The sequence below is a fragment of the Massilibacillus massiliensis genome (assembly GCF_900086705.1).
Taxonomy (GTDB): Bacteria; Bacillota; Negativicutes; order FLKF01; family FLKF01; genus Massilibacillus; species Massilibacillus massiliensis.
This window is the reverse complement of record NZ_LT575483.1, coordinates 1,414,503-1,434,933: the sequence shown is the minus strand read 5'-3', so window position 1 is coordinate 1,434,933 and position 20,431 is coordinate 1,414,503. Positions and strand designations below refer to the sequence as shown.

The 20,431-nt window shown below is 37.6% G+C and carries 22 protein-coding genes and 1 pseudogene; 22 read left to right on the top strand and 1 reads right to left on the bottom strand.

Annotated elements, in window-relative coordinates; genetic code table 11:
* Nucleotides 1–41: 41 nt before the first annotated feature.
* The 17 genes and pseudogenes from BN6559_RS07045 to BN6559_RS06965 all read left to right on the top strand — a co-directional run bounded on the left by BN6559_RS07045 (nt 42) and on the right by BN6559_RS06965 (nt 14,741).
* Complete coding sequence (locus BN6559_RS07045; protein ID WP_110954057.1) at nt 42–890, top strand: glycosyltransferase family 2 protein; 849 nt, start codon at nt 42–44, stop codon at nt 888–890.
* A 23-nt stretch (nt 891–913) separates the two neighbouring features.
* Nucleotides 914–1,894, top strand: a complete 981-nt coding sequence (locus BN6559_RS07040; RefSeq protein ID WP_110954056.1) for a glycosyltransferase family 2 protein — start codon at nt 914–916, stop codon at nt 1,892–1,894.
* A 77-nt stretch (nt 1,895–1,971) separates the two neighbouring features.
* Nucleotides 1,972–3,075 carry a glycosyltransferase family 4 protein gene (locus tag BN6559_RS07035; RefSeq protein WP_110954055.1) on the top strand — a complete coding sequence of 368 codons (1,104 nt, stop codon included), beginning with the start codon at nt 1,972–1,974 and terminating at the stop codon, nt 3,073–3,075.
* A complete protein-coding gene (locus BN6559_RS07030; RefSeq protein WP_110954054.1) occupies nt 3,069–3,887 on the top strand; it encodes a glycosyltransferase in 819 nt (272 codons plus the stop codon). The genes BN6559_RS07035 and BN6559_RS07030 overlap by 7 nt, the downstream gene beginning before the upstream one ends.
* Nucleotides 3,888–3,978: 91 nt before the next feature.
* Entirely contained in the window at nt 3,979–4,902 is a 924-nt protein-coding gene (locus BN6559_RS07025) for a GDP-L-fucose synthase family protein (protein ID WP_110954053.1), read from the top strand.
* A gap of 199 nt (nt 4,903–5,101) precedes the next feature.
* Nucleotides 5,102–5,626, top strand: a complete 525-nt coding sequence (locus BN6559_RS07020) for an HI0074 family nucleotidyltransferase substrate-binding subunit (RefSeq protein WP_110954052.1) — start codon at nt 5,102–5,104, stop codon at nt 5,624–5,626.
* Nucleotides 5,627–5,636: 10 nt separating this feature from the next.
* A complete protein-coding gene (locus BN6559_RS19805; protein WP_199883817.1) occupies nt 5,637–5,768 on the top strand; it encodes a nucleotidyltransferase substrate binding protein in 132 nt (43 codons plus the stop codon).
* A gap of 435 nt (nt 5,769–6,203) precedes the next feature.
* On the top strand, nt 6,204–6,512 hold the full coding sequence (locus BN6559_RS07010) for a nucleotidyltransferase family protein (RefSeq protein WP_199883816.1): 309 nt from the start codon (nt 6,204–6,206) through the stop codon (nt 6,510–6,512).
* Nucleotides 6,509–6,862: a HepT-like ribonuclease domain-containing protein gene (locus BN6559_RS07005; protein WP_110954050.1), complete on the top strand. Its 354-nt coding sequence runs from the start codon at nt 6,509–6,511 to the stop codon at nt 6,860–6,862. The genes BN6559_RS07010 and BN6559_RS07005 overlap by 4 nt, the downstream gene beginning before the upstream one ends.
* A gap of 58 nt (nt 6,863–6,920) precedes the next feature.
* A pseudogene (locus tag BN6559_RS07000) lies at nt 6,921–7,749 on the top strand (GDP-L-fucose synthase family protein).
* Nucleotides 7,750–8,155: 406 nt separating this feature from the next.
* Nucleotides 8,156–9,217 carry a dTDP-glucose 4,6-dehydratase gene (gene rfbB, locus BN6559_RS06995; protein ID WP_110954049.1) on the top strand — a complete coding sequence of 354 codons (1,062 nt, stop codon included), beginning with the start codon at nt 8,156–8,158 and terminating at the stop codon, nt 9,215–9,217.
* A 9-nt stretch (nt 9,218–9,226) separates the two neighbouring features.
* The gene (rfbA, locus tag BN6559_RS06990; RefSeq protein WP_110954048.1) at nt 9,227–10,117 is read left to right on the top strand and encodes a glucose-1-phosphate thymidylyltransferase RfbA; all 891 of its coding nucleotides are present in this window, start codon (nt 9,227–9,229) and stop codon (nt 10,115–10,117) included.
* A 25-nt stretch (nt 10,118–10,142) separates the two neighbouring features.
* Nucleotides 10,143–10,700, top strand: a complete 558-nt coding sequence (gene rfbC, locus BN6559_RS06985; RefSeq protein WP_110954047.1) for a dTDP-4-dehydrorhamnose 3,5-epimerase — start codon at nt 10,143–10,145, stop codon at nt 10,698–10,700.
* An 11-nt stretch (nt 10,701–10,711) separates the two neighbouring features.
* Nucleotides 10,712–11,554: a dTDP-4-dehydrorhamnose reductase gene (gene rfbD / locus BN6559_RS06980; RefSeq protein ID WP_110954046.1), complete on the top strand. Its 843-nt coding sequence runs from the start codon at nt 10,712–10,714 to the stop codon at nt 11,552–11,554.
* On the top strand, nt 11,551–12,306 hold the full coding sequence (locus BN6559_RS06975) for a YdcF family protein (protein ID WP_110954045.1): 756 nt from the start codon (nt 11,551–11,553) through the stop codon (nt 12,304–12,306). Before rfbD ends, BN6559_RS06975 begins: the two co-directional genes overlap by 4 nt.
* Before the next feature lie 22 nt (nt 12,307–12,328).
* Entirely contained in the window at nt 12,329–13,705 is a 1,377-nt protein-coding gene (locus BN6559_RS06970; RefSeq protein WP_110954044.1) for a mannose-1-phosphate guanylyltransferase/mannose-6-phosphate isomerase, read from the top strand.
* Nucleotides 13,706–13,814: 109 nt separating this feature from the next.
* Nucleotides 13,815–14,741, top strand: coding sequence for an NAD-dependent epimerase/dehydratase family protein (locus tag BN6559_RS06965; RefSeq protein ID WP_110954043.1), 927 nt, complete (start codon nt 13,815–13,817; stop codon nt 14,739–14,741).
* A 57-nt stretch (nt 14,742–14,798) separates the two neighbouring features.
* Here the strand turns inward: BN6559_RS06965 and BN6559_RS06960 are convergent, their stop codons facing one another.
* Nucleotides 14,799–15,203 (bottom strand): hypothetical protein, encoded by a 405-nt coding sequence (locus tag BN6559_RS06960; RefSeq protein ID WP_110954042.1) that lies wholly within the window; start codon nt 15,201–15,203, stop codon nt 14,799–14,801.
* Between the two features lie 343 nt (nt 15,204–15,546).
* Here BN6559_RS06960 and BN6559_RS06955 point away from each other — a divergent pair, with 343 nt between their 5' ends.
* The 5 genes from BN6559_RS06955 to kdgT all read left to right on the top strand — a co-directional run bounded on the left by BN6559_RS06955 (nt 15,547) and on the right by kdgT (nt 20,419).
* A complete protein-coding gene (locus BN6559_RS06955; RefSeq protein WP_110954041.1) occupies nt 15,547–16,563 on the top strand; it encodes a LacI family DNA-binding transcriptional regulator in 1,017 nt (338 codons plus the stop codon).
* A gap of 126 nt (nt 16,564–16,689) precedes the next feature.
* Nucleotides 16,690–17,634 carry a sugar kinase gene (locus BN6559_RS06950; RefSeq protein WP_110954040.1) on the top strand — a complete coding sequence of 315 codons (945 nt, stop codon included), beginning with the start codon at nt 16,690–16,692 and terminating at the stop codon, nt 17,632–17,634.
* Between the two features lie 51 nt (nt 17,635–17,685).
* Nucleotides 17,686–18,513, top strand: a complete 828-nt coding sequence (gene kduI, locus BN6559_RS06945; protein WP_110954039.1) for a 5-dehydro-4-deoxy-D-glucuronate isomerase — start codon at nt 17,686–17,688, stop codon at nt 18,511–18,513.
* Between the two features lie 13 nt (nt 18,514–18,526).
* Complete coding sequence (kduD, locus tag BN6559_RS06940) at nt 18,527–19,285, top strand: 2-dehydro-3-deoxy-D-gluconate 5-dehydrogenase KduD (RefSeq protein ID WP_199883815.1); 759 nt, start codon at nt 18,527–18,529, stop codon at nt 19,283–19,285.
* A gap of 147 nt (nt 19,286–19,432) precedes the next feature.
* Nucleotides 19,433–20,419: a 2-keto-3-deoxygluconate transporter gene (gene kdgT, locus BN6559_RS06935; RefSeq protein WP_110954037.1), complete on the top strand. Its 987-nt coding sequence runs from the start codon at nt 19,433–19,435 to the stop codon at nt 20,417–20,419.
* Nucleotides 20,420–20,431: the final 12 nt, after the last annotated feature.

Here is a 20,431-nt window from a genome sequence, read left to right as displayed (position 1 = left end):
ATTTTCATGAATGAAGGTATTGGATCCAAGGAGTAAGAAGTATGACAGAAAAAGTTAGTATTATAATGGTCTCTTATAATGCTGTAAAGACTATCGAACAAACGATTCTAAGTGTAATTCAGCAAACATATGAAAATATTGAATATATTATTATTGATGGTGGATCAACGGATGGAACTGTTGATATTATAAAAAAGTATCAAGATAATATTGGTTATTGGGTGAGTGAGCCTGATCGGGGAATTTATGATGCAATGAATAAGGGGATTGATATTGCAACAGGCGCATATATCTATTTCTTAGGTGCTGATGATAGTTTAGTTGATCGTGAGATAATCGCAAAGGTGGCTTTAAAGCTGGATAAAAATATAGATGTTTTATGTGGTTGCGTTTATGTTGTGGAAAAAGAAAAACATTTTTTGCAATTAAAGAGCGGCACTGTTTTGACAAAAGATAATGTTCTAGATGGTCGGATGACTCCACATCAGGGAATGTTTGTAAAAACAGAGTTGATGAAGGGGAATAAATTTGATTTAAGATATAAAATTGGAGCAGATTTCGATTTCTTTTTAAAATTACACTTTTTAGAAAAAAAAATCATATATATTGATGAAGTTATTGCTTTTTTTTCAACTGAAGGCATCAGCGGAACGAATACAAAACTAATTTGCAAAGATTTCATACAAATTTTATCAAAATATAAAATTCCTAAAGAAAGATTAGTTAATATAGAAAAGAGGTTTACTCAAAATCCAATAAAAAAGGTTTTAAAATTTCTATTAAAAAAATTTGGATGTATAGAATTAATAAAAATTAATATCTATCATTATGAAAAACATTTATGTAAATGGGAAAAATGTAGATGGTGCTCGGAAAGAGCAGTTAAATAATTGTGATTGTATGAGGAAAAAAGATGGAGAAAATTAGTGTTATCATTCCTATTTATAATGCAGAAAAGACACTAGAAAAATGCATAATTTCTGTAATCAATCAGTCTAAGTGGCTACTTGAAATTATTTTAATCGATGATGGTTCCAATGATAAAAGTTTACAGATATGTAATGAGTTTAAAAATAGAAATGAGAAAATTTTTGTCATTACTCAAAGAAACCAAGGAGTTAGTGCAGCTAGAAATAAAGGAATTCAATTAGCAAAGGGGCAATATATTAGTTTTGTAGATAGTGATGATTGGTTAGAGCCAGATTTTTATGAGTATTTACATTGTAATATAGAAAAATATAATGCTGATATTTCTATATGTGGAGTATTTTTAAATTATCCTAATGGTAAACAAAAAAAGGATTCTAATCAAGAAATGGTTCAAATTTTAAATTCAAAAGAAGCTATTGAATGTATGCTAAAAAATAATCCATTTGCGGGGTTTTTATGGAATCGCTTATATAGGCGAGAGCTCTTTGATAATTTGTTATTAGATGAAAAGATAGCAATGTGTGAAGATGTTTTAATTAGTGTTGATTTATTTGATAGATCAAATAAAATTGTTTATTCATCCAAAGCTAAATATCACTATTTTCAATCTGGCGTTAGTTTTACGACAAAAGATTTTACAAAAGAGCGGTTAACAGGAATTTTAGCTTTTCAATTTATTGAAGAACAAATAAAAAAGAAATACCCATCACTATTGAATTTAGCAGGTCATAGTCTATTTGTAATAAAGTTAGACTGCGCTTTAGCTATATTAAATAGTAGTTTATTAGAAAAATATGAAAAAGAATTTTTTTCATTAAAAAAAGATTTAAAAAAAAGTATTTTGAAAAATTTTACTAGCTTGACGTTGAAAAGTATTTTTAAGGTGATAATACTTTTAGCTCCTTTGAAAGTGGCTGAATCTTTGATGAAGTTTGCGAGATTTATAATAAAGAGAAAAATTTGAAAAGTTTTATTATTTATAATTAATATATTTTAAAATCAAAGAATGAATAAATATACATACGGAGAAGTGAGTTCTTTATGAAAATTGCAATGTTGATTCCAAGTTTAGCAGAGAAAGGACCAATTATTGTTGCATTAAATATAGCAAAATATAATTTTGATAAAAATATAAAATTTATTTTTATATCATTGAGATATAATTCCGAAATAGATAAAAAACGTTTTCGTGACTTAAATTTTGAAGTTTATGAATTAGGAATGAGTAAAGTTCCTACTATGAAAGCTATATATAAATTTGGGTCTATAGTAAAAAAGATATCTCCTGATATTATTCATGTTCATTGCTTTTGGCCAACGCTTTTATCTTATTTATTTGTTAAAAGGTATAATGTAATCGTTACTTTGCATAACAATCCATTTGAAGATTATAAATTTGAATATGGTGCTATAATTGGCAAAATAATGGCTACTTTATCATTGAAGATTGTATATTCTTTTAAAAAAATTATTGCTATTTCTAATTATGTAAAAAATGTTTGTAAGAATAATGAAATAAGTGTTGTTTATAATTCTACTGAAGATTTATTAACTTTAGAAGAAAAAATATATTTAAGAAATAATACATTACATGTTATTTCTGTCTCAGTCTTGAATAAGAGAAAAAATATAGAAACAGCCTTGCGAGCAATTCGGTACATTAAAAACAAAGGGAAAAAAATTAAATATACAATTATTGGCGATGGTGAGTTAAGACAAGAATTAGAGAAAATAACTAAAGAATTGGATCTAGTTAAGGAAGTTATTTTTTTAGGAACTGTTGATAGGAAAGATGCTATGAGGATTTTAGATGAGCAGGATGTATTGCTTTTTCCATCTATAAGTGAAGGATTAGGTTTAGTCGCTATTGAAGCGATGATGAAAAAAGTGGTTGTCATTGGGAGTGATATTCCTGTCATGAATGAGATTATTGATAACTTTAAAGATGGATTTATATGTAAAGTATTTGATTATGAAGACTATGGAAAATGTTTGTTACAGCTATATGATATTACCCTATTAGAATCTATGTCCTTAGAGGCCAGAAATAAATATTTAAATAAGTTTAAAATGAAGTATATGGTAGAGGGATATAATGAAATTTACTATAAGTGTTTGAAATTAAACGGAGAGAATATATGTTAAAGTTTTCGGTTTTGTTATCAATTTACAAGAAAGAAGAACCTATGCATTTTCGATTGTCTCTTGATAGTATTCTGAATCAAACCTTATTGCCAGCAGAAATTATTGTTGTAAAAGACGGAAAATTATCAGCGAATTTGGATGATATTTGCGTAGAATATAATATTAAATATACAAATTTATTTAAATTTGTATTGTTAGAAAAAAATCAAGGATTGGGTAAAGCTCTTCAAGTCGGATTGCAATATTGTTCATATGATATTATCGCTCGTATGGATACAGATGATATTGCAAAACCAGATAGGTTTGAAAAACAAATTAGAGAATTTCAAAAAGATGATTTACTCGTTATTTTAGGGACTACAATTGAAGAATTTTCTACAACTCCAGAGAGGATTGATTCTATACGTAAAGTACCTTTATCCAATCAGGAGATAAGACAGTATGCAAAGATGAGAAATCCTTTTAATCATATGACGGTTATGTTCAAAAAAAGTGCTGTTTTAGATGTGGGTAATTATCAACCTTTTTACCTATGCGAAGACTATTATTTGTGGTATCGTTTACTTAATAAAGGTTATAAAGCAAAAAACTTATCAGAAAGTTTAGTTTATGCAAGAGTAGATAAAAATATGTTTCAAAGACGTGGTGGTATAAAGTATTTTTTACAAGAAGTTAAATTGCAGAATATTTTCTATAGAAATCATTTTATTAATACCTTTGAATACATACGCAATATTGGAATACGCATGATTGCAAGATTAATACCTAACGCTATTAGAGGTATTTTATATAGAAAATGTATGAGAAAATAAAGAGGAGCTTGTTGGAATGGTAGACTGCTTGGTATATGCGAATACTTTATTAGGTTATTCGTATTGATAAAGTTTTTTAGAGGTGTAAAAAATGGATAAAAAATCAAAAATCTATGTAGCCGGTCACAGAGGATTAGTGGGATCAGCTTTAATCAGAGAACTTGAAAAACAAGGATATACGAACATTATCACGCGGACGCATGGTGAATTGGATCTGATTGATCAGGCGGCTGTGCGTAAATTTTTTGCTGAGGAGAATCCGGAGTATGTATTTCTGTCAGCCGCAAAGGTTGGTGGAATTGGGGCGAATTCTACTACGCCGGCGGAGTTTATTTATCAGAATTTGATGATTGCGATAAATATTATTCATACATCGTATGTGAATGGTGTGAAGAAACTGTTATTTTTGGGCAGTTCTTGCATTTATCCAAAGCTGGCAGAGCAGCCAATTAAGGAGGAGAGCCTCCTGACGGGTGCTTTGGAACCGACAAACGATGCGTATGCTTTGGCAAAAATTACGGGGATTAAGATGTGTCAGGCGTATAATCAGCAGTATGGGACGAAATATATATCGGTGATGCCGACGAATCTGTATGGGATCAATGATAATTTTGATTTGGAAACGAGTCACGTGTTTCCGGCTTTGATTCGCAAATTCCACGAGGCGAAGCTGCATCATGCCCCGAGTGTAACGATTTGGGGAACGGGGACACCGATTCGTGAGTTTTTGTTTGTAGATGATCTGGCTGAGGCTTGTGTGTATCTGATGAATACGTATGATCAAAGCAAGATCGTAAATATAGGAACCGGTGTTGGGGTGACGATCAAGGAGCTGGCGGAGAGCATCGCAAAGGTTGTGGGCTATGAAGGTGAGCTGGTCTTTGATAAGACCAAGCCGGATGGTACTCCGGTGAAGATCAATGATGTGAGCTATTTACATAGCCTTGGCTGGAAGGGGAAAGTGGATTTGTTGACAGGAATTGAAAAAACGTATGCATGGTATAAAAATAGCTAGGGCTTGTCAAGCCTCAAAATACTTAAAAAAGACCAACAGTGAAAAGCGTAGTTTTTGATATTTATTTAAAAACTACGTTTCTTGTTTTGTAAGAATAAAATGCTTAAATAAAATAAAAGGTCTAACGTATTTACAAAGATTTTTACTAGTATTGTGGTATAATAATGCCAATTGAGTATAGTGTGGAGGGCGAAGATGGATGGAGCAATTAATGGACAAGATTAAAATGATTGCTTTTAATTACCCTAATATTTATAAAATGATCTTGTTTGGATCGCGAGCAAGAGGTGATTTTAGAAGTAGTAGTGATATTGACTTAGCAATCTTTAGTAAGTGCCAATCAAACCTAGAAGTAGCTAATTTTATGAATGATATAGATAAGCTAGATACCTTATTTAAGTTTGATGTTGTATTTATCAATCCCAGTACAGATGAAAAGTTGCTAAATACTATAACTAAAGAGGGAATTGTCATTATGGAACGATTATCAAATAAATTACATAATTTTAAAAGTGCAGTTGAACGACTTGGTGAAGCGCTAGTTGAGCTAGAAAATTCTAATAGTAGCGTTGTTCGTGATGGGGTTATGCAGCGTTTTGAATTTACGACTGAACTTGGGTGGAAAGCGACACGTGAATATTTGCTGGATCAAGGATTTGCTGAGCTTAATAGTCCAAAAGCTGTAATGAAAGAAGCTTTTAGTTATGGTTTAATAAAAAAATGACAAAATATGGGTGCAAATTTTAAACGATAGAAACTTAACTTCTCATATTTATAAAGAAGAAATTTCTACAGAGATATGTAATCGGATCATTGCTACACATTTTAAAGAATTAGAAGCGTTAAGTGAGCGGTTGAATAAATAAGCTGATGAATACAAGGTGTGTTGATAGAGATCAAGCGATGAAGTGCATCAGCATAACGAATCGTAGAATTGATATAGTTTAAAATTGATTGTTTTTCGTCATGGATTTTGCTATGATAAATGAAAGAGACATGGAAAATCTGGGGGCGATTATCGGTGGATCAGCAGGCGCAGCTGGATCGGATCAAGTGCAAGGTATCTGTTCATGATGAAATCATTTTTAAACGGATGTAATGATTGCTGTAAAAAAAATTTAGGAAAATCACAAAACAGGCATGTCAAAGGATGTGCCTGTTTTGGTAAAAGGAATCGTAAAATCACGATGACTTGAAGAAGATTCGTGTGTGCTATGCTTTTATAAGGGTGGAATATAGTTTTTAATATGTTAATTGTAGATTGAGCTGGGAAGTCTAAAGTGTATAGGGGAGGCGAGCTTATGTCTGGAGTAATGAAATTGGATATTAATCAAATTAAGGATATTTTAGAACAGGAGAAAAATTACTTGGTCGATAAATATCATATATCAGAAATGGGCGTGTTTGGTTCCTATGTTAGAAATGAGCAAACTAAAAGATCAGATGTTGATATTTTAGTTGATTTTAGTAAGCAAATCAGTGCTTTTCAGTTTATCGATTTAAAATATGAGCTAAGTAAAAAAATAGGCATAAGAGTTGATTTGGTATCTAAAAAGGCGCTGAAACCTAGAATTGGTAAGCGTATTCTTGAAGAGGTTCACTACCTATGAGTAGAAAGAAAAACCGCGAATATCGAGATTATGTTGAAGATATTTACAGGGATTTGCAATTTGTAAAGGAATTTACTAAAGGAATGTCTCTTATAGATTTTATAGACGATTTTAAAACTCAGTATGCTGTATATAAAGCATTAGAGAATATGGGAGAGGCAAGTAAGCGCATTCCAGAATTTTTAAGAAGAAAGTTTCCCGATATTCCATTTCGGCAAATGGCAGGATTAAGAGATATTGTGACGCATGATTATGATGGGATTAGCTATGATATGATTTGGGAAGTTGTCGTGAAGGAGCTTCCACCACTTGAGGATAATATTTTAAGAATGTTATCGGAAGAATGGTGAAGTGTAAGAATTTTGCCGATTGTGCAAATTATCTATATTGATAGCGGTGTGTAATGCGATGGGAAAAGAAGCGAAAATTTATGTAGCTGGGCACAGAGACTTAGTGGGTTCTGCGTTAGTGACAGAGCTAGAAAAGCAAGGGGATAGGCGTACCATGCGGATATGGATTTGATTCGCTGGGAGGCTGTGCTGTGACGGAGTTTATTTATCAGAATTTGATGATTGCGGCGAATATCATTTATCAATCGTATGTGAATGGTGTGAAGAAGCTATTATTTTGGGGCAGTTCTTGCATTTATCCAAAGATGGCGCAGCAGCCAATTAAGGAGGAGAGCCTCCTGACAGGTGCTTTGGAGCCGACGAATGATGCCTATGCCATGGCGAAGATTACGGGGATCAAGATGTGTCAGGCGTATAATCAGCAGTATGGAACGAAATATATTTCGGTGATGCCGACGAATTTGTATGGGATCAATGATAATTTTGATTTGGAAAAGAGTCATGTGTTTCCGGCTTTGATTCGCAAATTCTACGAGGCGAAGATCAATCATGCACCGAGTGTAACGATTTGGGGTACGGGGACACCGATTCGTGAGTTTTTGTTTGTAGATGATCTGGCTGAGGCTTGTGTGTATCTGATGAATACGTATGATCAAAGCAAGATCGTAAATATAGGAACCGGTGTTGGGGTGACGATCAAGGAGCTGGCGGAGAGCATCGCAAAGGTTGTGGGCTATGAAGGTGAGCTGGTCTTTGATAAGACCAAGCCGGATGGTACTCCGGTGAAGATCAATGATGTGAGCTATTTACATAGCCTTGGCTGGAAAGCTAAAGTCAATTTATTGGCAGGGATTGAGAAAACTTATGCATGGTATAAAAATAGATAGGATCTGCGAATGCAGGTCCTATCTTCATATATTGACGATTGGAAAATATGGGGTTTATAATTAAAACAAGCACGGCGCCTACCGTGCTTGTAAACTGAATACAGGAGGGATATCTTTGAAGTTTCGCGTGAACTTTTGCATCAGCGACGCGGCACTTGTGAAGGTAATAGCACTTGCGGCTTTTATCCTAAAGTTGCTGTTCACCTGATCCTGCATTCAACCGAAACGTCCTGTTAGCGCAGGGCGTTTTTGGTATATATAGTATATGTATATTATAGCGAATTTAATCTGGTTTGTAAAATAGTTTTCCTGTGTGGTATTTCTAAATGATGAATGTTGCAAGGAATTTACTGATAATTTGTAGAATATCTATAAGTTAAGAATGTTTACGGAGGTTGATTGGGTGATGAAGAAAGTTCTAGTTACTGGTGGTGCTGGATTTATCGGTAGTAATTTTGTGCATTTGATATTAAAAGAGTATACAGATATAGAGATTATCAATTTAGATAAGTTGACGTATGCAGGAAATCTTGACTCACTTGAAGAGATTTCACAAAATGGGCGGTATACTTTTGTGGAAGGGGATATTTGCGATGCTGTATTGGTAACGAAGATATTTGCTGAATATCGTCCGGATGCAGTTGTACACTTTGCAGCGGAGTCGCATGTGGATCGGTCGATAGATGGACCGGGGGAATTTGTGCGGACGAATATCAATGGAACGTTTAACCTGCTAGAGTGCGCGCGCAAGCAGTGGAACTCATTGTGTGAGGAAAGTCAGAAATCATTTCGGTTCATTCATATTTCGACAGATGAGGTGTATGGAACACTTGGCGAATCGGGTTATTTTACAGAAGAAACACCATATGCGCCAAATTCTCCTTATTCAGCGTCAAAGGCATCTTCGGATCATTTGGCGAGAGCCTATTACCATACCTATGGTATGCCAGTGATTATGACGAATTGTTCGAATAATTATGGTCCGTATCAATTTCCGGAAAAATTAATTCCATTGATCTTACTGAATGCTTTGGAGGGCAAAGCTCTGCCTATTTACGGAACGGGTCAAAATGTTCGGGATTGGCTCTATGTGGAAGATCATTGTCGGGCGATTTTGACGGTGCTTAAAAAGGGTGATCCGGGTGATAAGTATAATATTGGCGGTCATAATGAAAAGACAAATTTAAGTATTGTTCATACATTGTGCGATATTTTAGATGAAAGACGTCCGAGAGAGGATGGAAAGTCGTATCGGGAACAGATTACCTTTGTAACGGATCGTCCGGGACATGATGCGCGCTATGCGATTGATGCAACGAAAATCAAGGATGAGCTAGGTTGGGTTCCGGCGGAAACATTTGAGACCGGTATTGTAAAAACGGTGGATTGGTATTTAAATCATGCTGGGTGGTGTCAGCGGGTGACAGATGGCAGTTATCGGCGGGAACGACTTGGAATAGGAAAGTAGGGATACGAGATGGCAATTACAAAGGGAATTATTCTAGCGGGCGGATCAGGTACGAGATTGTATCCAATTACGAAGTCGATTAGTAAGCAATTGGTTCCGGTATATGATAAACCAATGATTTATTATCCGTTGACGACGTTAATGCTGGCCGGTATTCGAGATATTTTGATGATCACAACGCCACAGGATCAAGCGGCCTTTCAGCAGCTTTTAGGTGATGGAAGCCAGTGGGGGATTCAACTGCGATATGCGATTCAGCCTAGTCCGGATGGATTGGCGCAGGCGTTTATCATTGGGGAAGAATTTATTGCCGGTGAAGGCTGTGCTTTGGTACTTGGAGATAATATTTTTTATGGGTATGGCTTTAGTGAAAAACTCAAGCAAGCCGTGGCGCTTGAGCATGGTGCCACTGTTTTTGCTTATTGGGTAAAAGATCCGGAGCGATATGGTGTGGTTGAATTTGATGCTGATGGGCAGGCAATGAGTATTGAGGAAAAACCACAGCAGCCGAAATCATCGTATGCGGTTACGGGTTTATATTTTTACGATGCACAGGTCGTAGAATTTGCCAAGTCGATCAAGCCATCTAAGCGAGGGGAACTAGAGATTACTGATTTGAATCGTATTTACTTAGAACGGAAAGAATTACAGGTGGAGACTTTGGGGCGCGGGTATGCATGGCTCGATACGGGTACATATGATTCTTTATTACAGGCATCGAACTATATTGCGACGATTCAAGAGCGTCAAGGTTTAATGATTTCTTGTCCGGAGGAAATTGCGTATAGTAAAGGGTATATTACAAAGCAGCAATTGATAGAAATTGCTGAAGAAATGAAAAAAAATGCCTATGGACAGTATCTATTGAATTTAGTTATGCATAAAAAAGAGTTTTTTTGAATCGCTTGATTAAGGAGTGCTGAAGTTGAAGATAATAGAGACGAAGCTAGCAGGGGTGCGGATCATTGAGCCAAAAGTATTTGGTGATGCGCGCGGATTTTTCTTGGAAACGTGGAGTAAGGAGAAGTATAGAGAAGCAGGCATTGATGTGGAGTTTGTGCAAGATAATATGTCTTTTTCAACGAAAGGCGTACTTAGAGGGCTGCATTTTCAAAATCCAAATGCACAGGGAAAATTGGTATCTGTAGCGCAAGGGGAAGTATACGATGTTGCGGTGGATATTCGTGATGGTTCGCCAACTTTTGGCGAATGGGTTGGTGTTATGTTATCCGGAGAAAAGCATAATCAATTTTGGATACCACCAGGCTTCGCACACGGTTTTTGTGTGGTGAGTGAAACCGCTTATTTTACCTACAAGTGCAGTGATATTTACAACCCTGCCGCCGATGGCGGAATTTTGTGGAATGATCCGGCAATTGGTATCAAATGGCCGATGGTGGATGTCGTGTTATCGGAAAAGGATAAGGTGCATCCATTATTGAAGGATTTGCCAAAAGAACGATTGATTCGTTATCAAGGATAAGAGGTAATGAGATGAAAATTGTAGTGACTGGTGCAAATGGGCAATTAGGCCGTGAGGTTGCCACGCAGGGAAAGACGTTACATGAGTTGATCTTGGTTGGTCATCAGGATTTAGATATTGGAAATAGTCGGGCAGTGAAAGAGTTTTTTATGAAGACAAAACCCGATGCAGTGATCAACTGTGCAGCCTATACAAATGTGGATCATGCCGAAACAGATTTTGATGGTGCATTTAGGGTAAACGTCATTGGTGTACAGAATCTGGCTGCTGCTTGTTTAGAGATTGGCGCAAAATTGGTGCATGTGAGTACCGATTATGTATTTGATGGCAGCGGAAAAGAAAGTTACCGGGAGTATGAAACTGTGTGTCCGCTTGGCGTATATGGAAAGACGAAGTGGATCGGTGAGCAAATGGTGCGCGAAATTCTCGGCAGGCATTTTATTGTGCGGACAGCATGGCTGTATGGGGATGGAAATAATTTTGTGCGAACGATGCTTAGATTGGCCGAAAGCAATCAGACTTTGCGGGTGGTCAATGATCAGATTGGGACACCAACTTCTACTGTTGATGTAACGAAAGCGATTTTTAGATTGCTGGAAAGTAATTCCTATGGAACCTATCATGCAACTTGTCGGGGAAAATGCTCCTGGTATGATTTTGCAGTGGAAATATTTAAACAGGTGGAAAAAGAAATTGATGTGGTGCCGGTAACGTCAGAAGAATTTTCTCGCCCAGCGAAGCGCCCGGCGTATTCAGTGTTGGACAATTATATGCTCAAGATGACGGTGGGAGATCCGATGCGTGATTGGCAAACGGCACTAAAAGAATATTTACATCGAGAGGGAAAAGTATGATTTATTTGCTGAAATTTGGTGCGAGTTTTCTTCTGCCCCCTGGGATTTTCATAGTCGCATTGTTGGGGATGGCCTTATATCTATGGAAGCGCAGAGAGCGGAGACTGGCTAGAATTCTAGCCGGTCTTACCGTTATTTTTTATCTGCTGTGTACAAGTTATGTGAGTGAAACATTACTTGGTTCATTAGAAAGACGGTATGAGCCGCCGCGTGAAGTTGCTGGCGATGCGGTGATTATGCTGGGCGGTGGTGCGACTGCGGATACGATGGATGTAGATGGTCAGGGGAATTTGGGCAGCAGTGCGGCCAATCGCCTGCTTACTGCGGTTCGATTGCAAAAAAAACTGGATGTACCGATTATTTTGGCTGGTGGGCAAGTTTATGGGGATTCCGGGCGGGAGGCACAGATTGCCAAGCGAATTTTATTGAGTTTAGGTGTTCCGGAAGAACAGATTTTGATCGAAGATCAAAGTGTGAATACAAAGCAAAATGCACAGTTTGTCCATAAGCTATTAGATGAAAAAGGATATACGAAGCCAATTTTAGTCACATCTGCTTTTCATATGGAACGATCGGTACTTAATTTTCATAAGGAAAATGTCAATGTTTTACCGTATCCGAGTGACTATATGGTAAATAAGCAGCATGTGTTCCATTATAATAAATTGGCACCATCAGCAGGTGCATTATATGGAAATTATATTTTCTTTCAGGAATGGCTGGGTATTACTGTGGCTAAGTTAGTTAAATAATTCTAGGCTGAGGATGATTTATATGAAGATTATTATATTGGCAGGTGGCGGTGGTACGCGATTATTTCCGCTATCTCGTACGGGGTATCCGAAACAATTTCTAAAGGTGAATCAAGGAAAATCTTTATTAGCACAAACTGTGCTGCGTTTTCTGCCGATCGTTGAGGCAAAAGATATCATTATTGTGACGAATCAAGCGTATGTATACCATGTACAGAGTGAACTTGCCGATTGTAATGCCGATGCAGCACATGTGATTTTAGAGCCTGCGGGACGGAATACGGCACCGGCTATTGCACTTTCATTGAAATTTTGCATGGAGAAGCTTGGCTGTGACGAGAATGAAGTTTTGCTAGTAACGCCGGCCGATCATGTGATTCAACAGGAAGAAATGTTTGTCAAATCGGTTCAAACGGCGGCTGCGCTTGCTAAAGAGCAGAAATTAGTTACTTTTGGAATCAAGCCTGATAAGCCGGAAACAGGGTATGGGTATATCGAAGCAGGACAAGCTTATGAGGGAGGCTATGAAGTTCTCTCTTTTAAAGAGAAACCGGAGCTTTCAGTCGCAGAAGAGTATCTGGCTAGGGGAAACTACTTTTGGAATTCGGGAATGTTTGCATTTGCAATTGGTTTCATGAAAAATGAATTGGAAAATTATCAACCGGATATTATGCAACAGCTGACGGGAACGTATGAAGAGGTGTTGGCGGCGTTTTCTGCGATGCCAAATATTTCGATTGATTATGCAGTTGCGGAAAAATCAACTTCAGTCGTTGTTCTGGAATTGCCTTGTTATTGGAATGATATTGGCTCCTGGGATGCGATGTATGAGATCTTACCGAAAGATGAACGCGGCAATGCGATGGAGGGAGATTGTTTAGCCGTTGATTGCAAGAATTCTCTCATTCTCGGACGAGATCGTCTGATTGCAGGAATTGGGTTAGATGACGTACTTTTGGTAGAAACGGATGATGTGATCGTTGTCGCCAAAAAGGGCGAATCACAAAAGGTAAAGGAAATTGTAAATGAGCTGAAAAAACGTGGACGCAAGGAAGCTGATGAACATACGACGATTTACCGGCCGTGGGGTAGTGTGACTACGCTTGGTGAGGGACCACGATATAAGATGAAGAAAATTCGTTTGCAGCCTAAAGGTGTTCTCATGATGCAGATGCATTACCATCGCAGTGAACATTGGATCGTAATTTCTGGTACGGCTAAAGTGACAATTGCGGGGGAGGAAAGCTGGGTGCATGAGAATGAGAGTGTGTTTGTGCCACCAACGACCAAACATCGTTTAGAAAATCCGGGACAAATTCCATTGGAAATCATCGAGATACAAAATGGGAGTTATGTTGGGGAAGATGATATTGTACGATTTGATGAAGGGCGCAATTAAGAAATGCGTGTAACATAGAAATTTTTTTATAGACTATATTTAGGAAAGTATGGTATAAATAAAGAATAGTTTTTTAGAGTAGCTATATTACATAATAGGAGATCTTGCTATGAAAGTATTAATAACTGGGGGCGCTGGATTTATTGGTTCTCATGTGATAGAAAAATTATTGAAAGAAGATTGTAAAATTACAGTCTTAGATAATCTACATACGGGTTTACGAGAAAATGTACCAGAGGGTATAGACTTTATCGAAATGGATGTATGTGATCAGGACATTGTGACGGTACTTACAGCGCGGAGGTTTGATGCTGTTATCCATTTGGCTGGGCAGACGATGGTGAATGTATCTGTAGATGATCCATATTTTGATGCGCAGGTGAATCTTTTAGGTACGATCAATTTACTGGAAGCCTGTCGTAAGACTGGTGTGAAAAGAGTCATCTTTGCAACTACAGCGGCTGCCTATGGTGATATTGAAGAAATGCCGGTTTTAGAAAGTTTTGCAACTGAACCGACTTCCTTTTATGGGTTAAGTAAATTAACGGTGGAGAAGTATTTACAGTTGTATCATACGTTGCATGATTTGGAGTATGTAGCATTACGTTTTGCCAATGTCTATGGAGAACGGCAGGGGGACGGCGGTGAAGGTGGTGTCATCAGTATCTTTGCGAAGAGGATCGCCAATGGTGAATCTATTTCGATTTACGGCGATGGCAATCAAACACGAGACTTTATTTATGTGGGTGACGTGGCAGCGGCAATTTGTCAATCACTGGGTAGTTCAAATTGCAATAGCGTATATAATATCAGTACAAAGACCGAAGTTTCGGTCAATACCGTTGTTACATTGTTTGGAGAAATTTCCGGGCGGGCGATTGCGCCAGCTTATTGTCCAGCTCGATCAGGTGATATTTATCGTTCGGTATTGTCAAATGATCAGGCTGTAGCGGCACTGGATTGGCAGCCAAAGACTTCATTAAAAGAAGGATTGGCAAGAACTTATCAATATTTTTTTGAAAAGAATAAAAAATAAAAAACTTCCTTGAAATGTGAATTTTTCATATTCCAAGGAAGTTTTTTGTTTGGGATTTTAGATACTTTTCAAGCGATTGAACCGATGCTCATGATAGTTGACCTGTAGTGCAAGGGTATCCATTTTGCTGCTTATGACATCAACCTTAGATTCAATACGTTCATTGAATTCCTGATGCATTTCACGCGCATCGTAAAGTGCGGCAAAATTGGTTGTCATGGTATTTTCCATGCGTAATTGTGACTGTTCAACATTGAGCAGTCTGTCGCCTAAATCGTCTACACGAGAAGTTAATGTACTAACATTGGATTTGAGTGTACCTACATCAGATTTCAGAGTACCGACGTCGGATTTGAGTGTACCAACATCGGATTTAATATCTTTTACATCCGATTCGAGGTGGTCAAACTTTGAAGAAAGAGACGAGACTTCAGTGAGAATTTGTTTTAAGATGGCTTCCATAAGTAAGTGTGAACCTCCTTAAAGTTATGCATGTGGACTCAGGCGGGTAGAGGGTGAAGTTGAATCCGCACTTATATTATACTTTATTATAACATAAAAAAATTTGGCTGAACATAAAGGAAAGAATCGAATTATGAAGGGAAGCTATCTATATACTATTCGTATTATTTATAACTACCATCAGGTATTTCTAAAATTTTGTATAATAAAATGTGATAAAAAGTCTAGACAAGTAATTTTATATGAGATAAAATTGAACTATAGAAAGATAATAATTATTTATTCAATGTAAAACGGTTTAGTAAAACGAGTTCTAGCTGGTTTGTAGTAGGAGTTTGATGCTATGGAGAGAAATCATAAAAATATTACAATTGTAGACGTTGCGGAAAGAGCTGGGGTATCAAAGACGACGATTTCCAGATATTTAAATGGTAAATTTGAGTTTATGTCAGCAGAATCGAGAAACAAGATTGCCCAAGTAATTGAAGAATTAAACTATCGGCCAAATAATTTGGCGCGTAGTTTGAAATCTAAAAAAAGCAGAATTATTGGTGTTGTTGTTTCAGATATCAGCAGTCCGTTTTCTTCTATTTTATTAAAGGGCATTAGTGATTGTTGTGACCGATACGGCTATGGTGTGATGATTACCAGTACCGATGATGATCCGCGTAAAGAACGTGAATATATCTTGTCTATGATTGACCAGCGTGTTGAAGGGTTAATTATTAATACGACCGGTGAAAATAATGCATTTTTAGAATCCATGGCAAAGTCAGGGATTCCTATTATTTTGGCGGATCGACCGATTGAATCAAAATCGTTTGATATCGTAAGAACCGCTGATATGGATATCACAATTGAAGCGATTGAGTACCTAAAGAAATGCGGGTATACAAGAGTAGGATTCTTCAGTGAACCGTTGAAAAAGAATGGCACAAGAAATTGGCGGTATAATGCCTATGAAAAGGCTTGTCTTGATGTTTTGGATATTGAGCCGCAATCCTATATACTAGAAGTAAAGCAAGAAGAGTATGTAGAGAATTTAGTGAAACAGTTTATAGAAGCCAACAGTGCAGAAAAGAAGGCGATTTATACAGCCAATGGCGTTACCATGCTGCATGTGGTAAAAGCGTTACAGAGAATGCAGTTAAAATTCCCAGAGGATATAGGGATTTTTGGTTTTGATAATTGGGATTGGACTGAATTGGTGGATAGAGGAATTACGGTTATTTCTCAGCCGTCCTATAAAGTAGGAAAAGAATGTGTGAAACGTTTAATGTTTCGTTTGCATCGCAATAAAAATGCGGCACCGAGATTAATCGAACTGGATTGTCAGTTGGTGATTCGCAATTCAACCTGATAAGGTTGACGAATGTAAACCGGTAAACGAAACTGTTTCATAAAATCTATTTATATAATTCAGAAATTTCATTAAAGAATGAAAATAATAACAATTAGCTTTGATCGATGGAGAGGGGTAGTGAAAATGATAGAAGTGCTTACGATTGGTGAGCCAATGGGATTATTAGTTGCAGATGAGGTGAAACCGCTTGAAGATGTTGCACATTTTACGAGATATGTGGCTGGCGCAGAGATTAATTTCGCAGTGGGCATGGCTCGTTTAGAGCATAAAGTAGGTTATGTCAGTAAATTAGGCAATGATCCTTTTGGTAAACATATCAAAAAGTTTTTAGCTGAAAATAAAATAGACAATCGTTATATTTCTTTTGACGATGACCATATGACGGGAATGCAGTTAAAAGCAAAGGTTGAAGTCGGTGATCCTGAGGTTGTCAATTTTAGAAAGAATACTGCTTCAGCGAATATGGATGTAAATGATATTGCAAGCATTGACTGGTCAACGATTCGTCATTTGCATCTCACAGGAATTCCGCCTGCTTTATCTGCATCTTGCCGTAAAACGATGTATGAATTAATTGCAGCGGCAAAGCAACATCAGGTTAGAATTTCTTTTGATACCAATCTTCGTCCGGCATTATGGAAGGATAAGCAGGAAATGATCGATGTGATCAATGATCTTGCATTCAAGTGTGATATGGTTTTACCGGGCGTAGGTGAAGGGAAGATTTTAACCGGTAGTGATGACGTAAATACGATTGCTGATTTTTATCTCAATGCTGGCGTAAAAACGGCGATTATCAAGGTTGGAGCAAAAGGAGCTTTTGTAAAAACAAAAGAAGGCAGTTTTACAGTTCCTGCATTTAAAGTAGATCACATCGTGGACACCGTTGGTGCTGGCGATGGATTTGCGGTTGGGGTAGTAAGCGGTTTACTCGAAGGATTAAGTCTTAAAGATGCGGTAAGACGCGGTTCTGCGATTGGTGCACTGGCAATTATGTCTCCTGGGGATAACGATGGATTGCCAACCGTAGCTGGATTAAAGAAATATTTAAGTGCGCATCAAAATTAAAGTTGTTGTTATTTTTTATTCACATATAAATTTTATGAGGGGGTTATTTCAATGGAAGTAAGACACACAGTTCATCCCAATGATGTAAAACGTTATACGACTGAGGAGCTAAGAGCAAATTTTTTAATTCAGGATTTATTTCAAGTCGATAAGATTCAAATGGTGTATAGTCATGTGGATCGTATGATCGCTGGCGGTGTATGTCCAATAAAACCGCAGGAATTAAAAGTGGAGGAAGGTATGGGCGTCGCGTTTTTCTTAGAACGCAGAGAACTCGGCATCATTAATATTGGCGGCAGTGGAAGCGTTGAGGTCGATGGAACCACCTATAAACTTAGTAAAACGGATGGATTATACATTGGCATGGGAGCAAAAAAAGTTGTATTTAGTAGCGACCATACAAGTGAACCGGCAAAATTCTATTTTAATAGTGCGCCTGCGCATGCAACGTATCCAACAAAAAAAATTGAACGTAAATCTATTACGCCAAGACATTTAGGTTCTCAGACCAATTCAAATGAGCGTAATATTTATCAATATATTGTTCCCGGTGGTGTAGAAAGTTGTCAATTGGTAATGGGGATGACTGCTTTAGAACCAGGTAACATGTGGAATAGTATGCCTTGTCATACGCATGAGCGCCGTGCAGAAATTTATCTGTATTTTGATTTACCGAAAGATAACGTTGTGATGCATTATATGGGGGAACCAACGCAAACACGTCATATTGTTATGCATAATGAGGAAGCTGTGATTTCTCCAAGCTGGTCGATTCATTCTGGTGTAGCTACACATAATTATACATTTATCTGGGCTATGGCTGGTGAAAATCAAGATTTTGATGATATGGATGCAGTAAAAATGGAAGACATACGCTAATCTAGGAGGTTCGATGATGGGATTATTTGATTTAGAAGGTAAAGTGGCAATTGTTACTGGTGGTACAAAGGGATTAGGGCAAGGTATGGCTTTGGCACTTGCAAGTGCCGGTGCTGATATTGTGAGCGTTGCAACCAGTGATTTTTCGGAAACAGAGCAAAAGGTAAAAGCACTTGGTCGTCGTTTTCTAGGAATTAAGGCAAGTTTAGGATCATTAGAGCCGATTGCAGATATTATTGAAAAATCAGTAGCTGCATTTGGGCATGTCGACATCTTAGTAAACAATTCTGGCATTATTCGCCGAAATGATGCGCTTGATTTTACAGAAAAAGACTGGGACGATGTAATGAATCTGAATCTAAAAAGCATGTTTTTCTTGTCGCAAGCGGTTGCAAAGCAATTTGTGAAACAAGGCAAGGGCGGAAAAATTATCAATATCGCTTCAATGCTTTCTTTTCAAGGTGGGATTCGTGTTCCATCCTATACATCGAGTAAAAGTGGTGTCATGGGATTAACGAAGATCCTGGCAAATGAATGGGCAAAACACAATATTAATGTTAATGCAATTGCACCGGGCTATATGGCAACGGATAATACGGCAGCGCTTAGAGCTGATGAAGTTCGTAATGCTGAAATTTTAGGTCGTATCCCGGCAGGGCGTTGGGGAACGCCAAGTGATTTAGGCGGTCCGATTATATTTTTGGCATCGGAGGCTGCAAATTACGTGCAGGGGTATACCATTGCAGTCGATGGTGGCTGGTTAGCGCGTTAGTTTAGAGACTTAGTCGTTTTTTACTCCTGTCGAAGACGGACGGGAGTAAAAAACGGGTTATGTCTTTGGATCAAGTATATACATTTTGGTTCTTTATAACTTGTGGGAATTATCTAAATATTTATAATAATGCAAGGAGAGAGTAAGATGAAAATTAAACAAAGTATTGAGCGTATTCCTGGTGGTTTGATGTTAGTTCCATTATTTCTAGGAGCACTTTGTCATACGTTTGCTCCGGGTGCAGGTAAGTATTTTGGTTCTTTTACAAATGGATTGATTACTGGAACGGTACCAATTCTTTCTGTATGGTTTTTTTGCATGGGTGCTGGAATTGATATCAAAGCGACTGGGACTGTGCTTAGAAAATCGGGTACGATTGTAGTAACGAAGATTTTGGTTGCCTGGATTGTTGGGATGATTTGTGTAAGCTTTATGCCGGTGGGCATGATTGAAAAAGGTTTTTTTGCCGGGCTTTCAACGCTGGCAATCGTAACTTCTATGGATATGACCAATGGTGGTCTTTATGCTTCGATTATGCAGCAATATGGTACGAAAGAAGAAGCAGGAGCGTTTGTATTGACGTCAATTGAATCCGGTCCATTGGTAACGATGATGATTTTAGGTACGACTGGTGCGGCTTCTTTTGAACCTCGGTTGTTTGTTGGCGCAGTACTTCCATTTATTATTGGCTTTATCTTAGGTAATTTGGATACAGAGCTTAGAACGTTCTTTGGCAGTGCGTCCATGACAATGATTCCTTTTTTCGGTTTTGCATTGGGGAATACGATTAATTTAGCTGTTATCGGTCAGACTGGTTTGCTAGGACTTTTACTTGGTTTGGGTGTTATCGTGATTACGGGCATTCCACTTATTTTAGCGGACATTTATATCGGCGGCGGTCATGGCGGAGCCGGGCTTGCAGCTTCATCTACAGCGGGGGCTGCGGTTACCAATCCTATTATTATTGCAGAGATGGTACCAGAATTTAAACCAATCGCACAGGCGGCTACTGCGCTTGTGGCGACAGCTGTTATTGTCACTTCTATTGTGGTACCGATTATTACCGCATATTGGTGTAATCATTTTAATAAGAAATCACCAGAGCATATTGCACAGGGAAAAGCATTGGTGTAAATACAGAGGACA

Excerpts from the sequence above, each read along its gene's own strand:
- BN6559_RS07040 (WP_110954056.1), top strand. The coding sequence starts at position 914 with ATGGAGAAAATTAGTGTTATCATTCCTATTTATAATGCAGAAAAGACA.
- BN6559_RS07020 (WP_110954052.1), top strand. The coding sequence starts at position 5,102 with ATGGAGCAATTAATGGACAAGATTAAAATGATTGCTTTTAATTACCCT.
- rfbB (WP_110954049.1), top strand. The coding sequence starts at position 8,156 with ATGAAGAAAGTTCTAGTTACTGGTGGTGCTGGATTTATCGGTAGTAAT.
- kdgT (WP_110954037.1), top strand. The coding sequence starts at position 19,433 with ATGAAAATTAAACAAAGTATTGAGCGTATTCCTGGTGGTTTGATGTTA.
- BN6559_RS06970 (WP_110954044.1), top strand. The coding sequence starts at position 12,329 with ATGAAGATTATTATATTGGCAGGTGGCGGTGGTACGCGATTATTTCCG.
- BN6559_RS06965 (WP_110954043.1), top strand. The coding sequence starts at position 13,815 with ATGAAAGTATTAATAACTGGGGGCGCTGGATTTATTGGTTCTCATGTG.
- kduI (WP_110954039.1), top strand. The coding sequence starts at position 17,686 with ATGGAAGTAAGACACACAGTTCATCCCAATGATGTAAAACGTTATACG.
- rfbA (WP_110954048.1), top strand. The coding sequence starts at position 9,227 with ATGGCAATTACAAAGGGAATTATTCTAGCGGGCGGATCAGGTACGAGA.
- BN6559_RS07030 (WP_110954054.1), top strand. The coding sequence starts at position 3,069 with ATGTTAAAGTTTTCGGTTTTGTTATCAATTTACAAGAAAGAAGAACCT.
- BN6559_RS07025 (WP_110954053.1), top strand. The coding sequence starts at position 3,979 with ATGGATAAAAAATCAAAAATCTATGTAGCCGGTCACAGAGGATTAGTG.
- BN6559_RS07005 (WP_110954050.1), top strand. The coding sequence starts at position 6,509 with ATGAGTAGAAAGAAAAACCGCGAATATCGAGATTATGTTGAAGATATT.
- BN6559_RS06975 (WP_110954045.1), top strand. The coding sequence starts at position 11,551 with ATGATTTATTTGCTGAAATTTGGTGCGAGTTTTCTTCTGCCCCCTGGG.
- BN6559_RS07010 (WP_199883816.1), top strand. The coding sequence starts at position 6,204 with ATGTCTGGAGTAATGAAATTGGATATTAATCAAATTAAGGATATTTTA.
- BN6559_RS06950 (WP_110954040.1), top strand. The coding sequence starts at position 16,690 with ATGATAGAAGTGCTTACGATTGGTGAGCCAATGGGATTATTAGTTGCA.
- BN6559_RS07045 (WP_110954057.1), top strand. The coding sequence starts at position 42 with ATGACAGAAAAAGTTAGTATTATAATGGTCTCTTATAATGCTGTAAAG.
- BN6559_RS06955 (WP_110954041.1), top strand. The coding sequence starts at position 15,547 with ATGGAGAGAAATCATAAAAATATTACAATTGTAGACGTTGCGGAAAGA.
- rfbD (WP_110954046.1), top strand. The coding sequence starts at position 10,712 with ATGAAAATTGTAGTGACTGGTGCAAATGGGCAATTAGGCCGTGAGGTT.
- kduD (WP_199883815.1), top strand. The coding sequence starts at position 18,527 with ATGATGGGATTATTTGATTTAGAAGGTAAAGTGGCAATTGTTACTGGT.
- BN6559_RS06960 (WP_110954042.1), bottom strand. The coding sequence starts at position 15,203 with ATGGAAGCCATCTTAAAACAAATTCTCACTGAAGTCTCGTCTCTTTCT.
- BN6559_RS07035 (WP_110954055.1), top strand. The coding sequence starts at position 1,972 with ATGAAAATTGCAATGTTGATTCCAAGTTTAGCAGAGAAAGGACCAATT.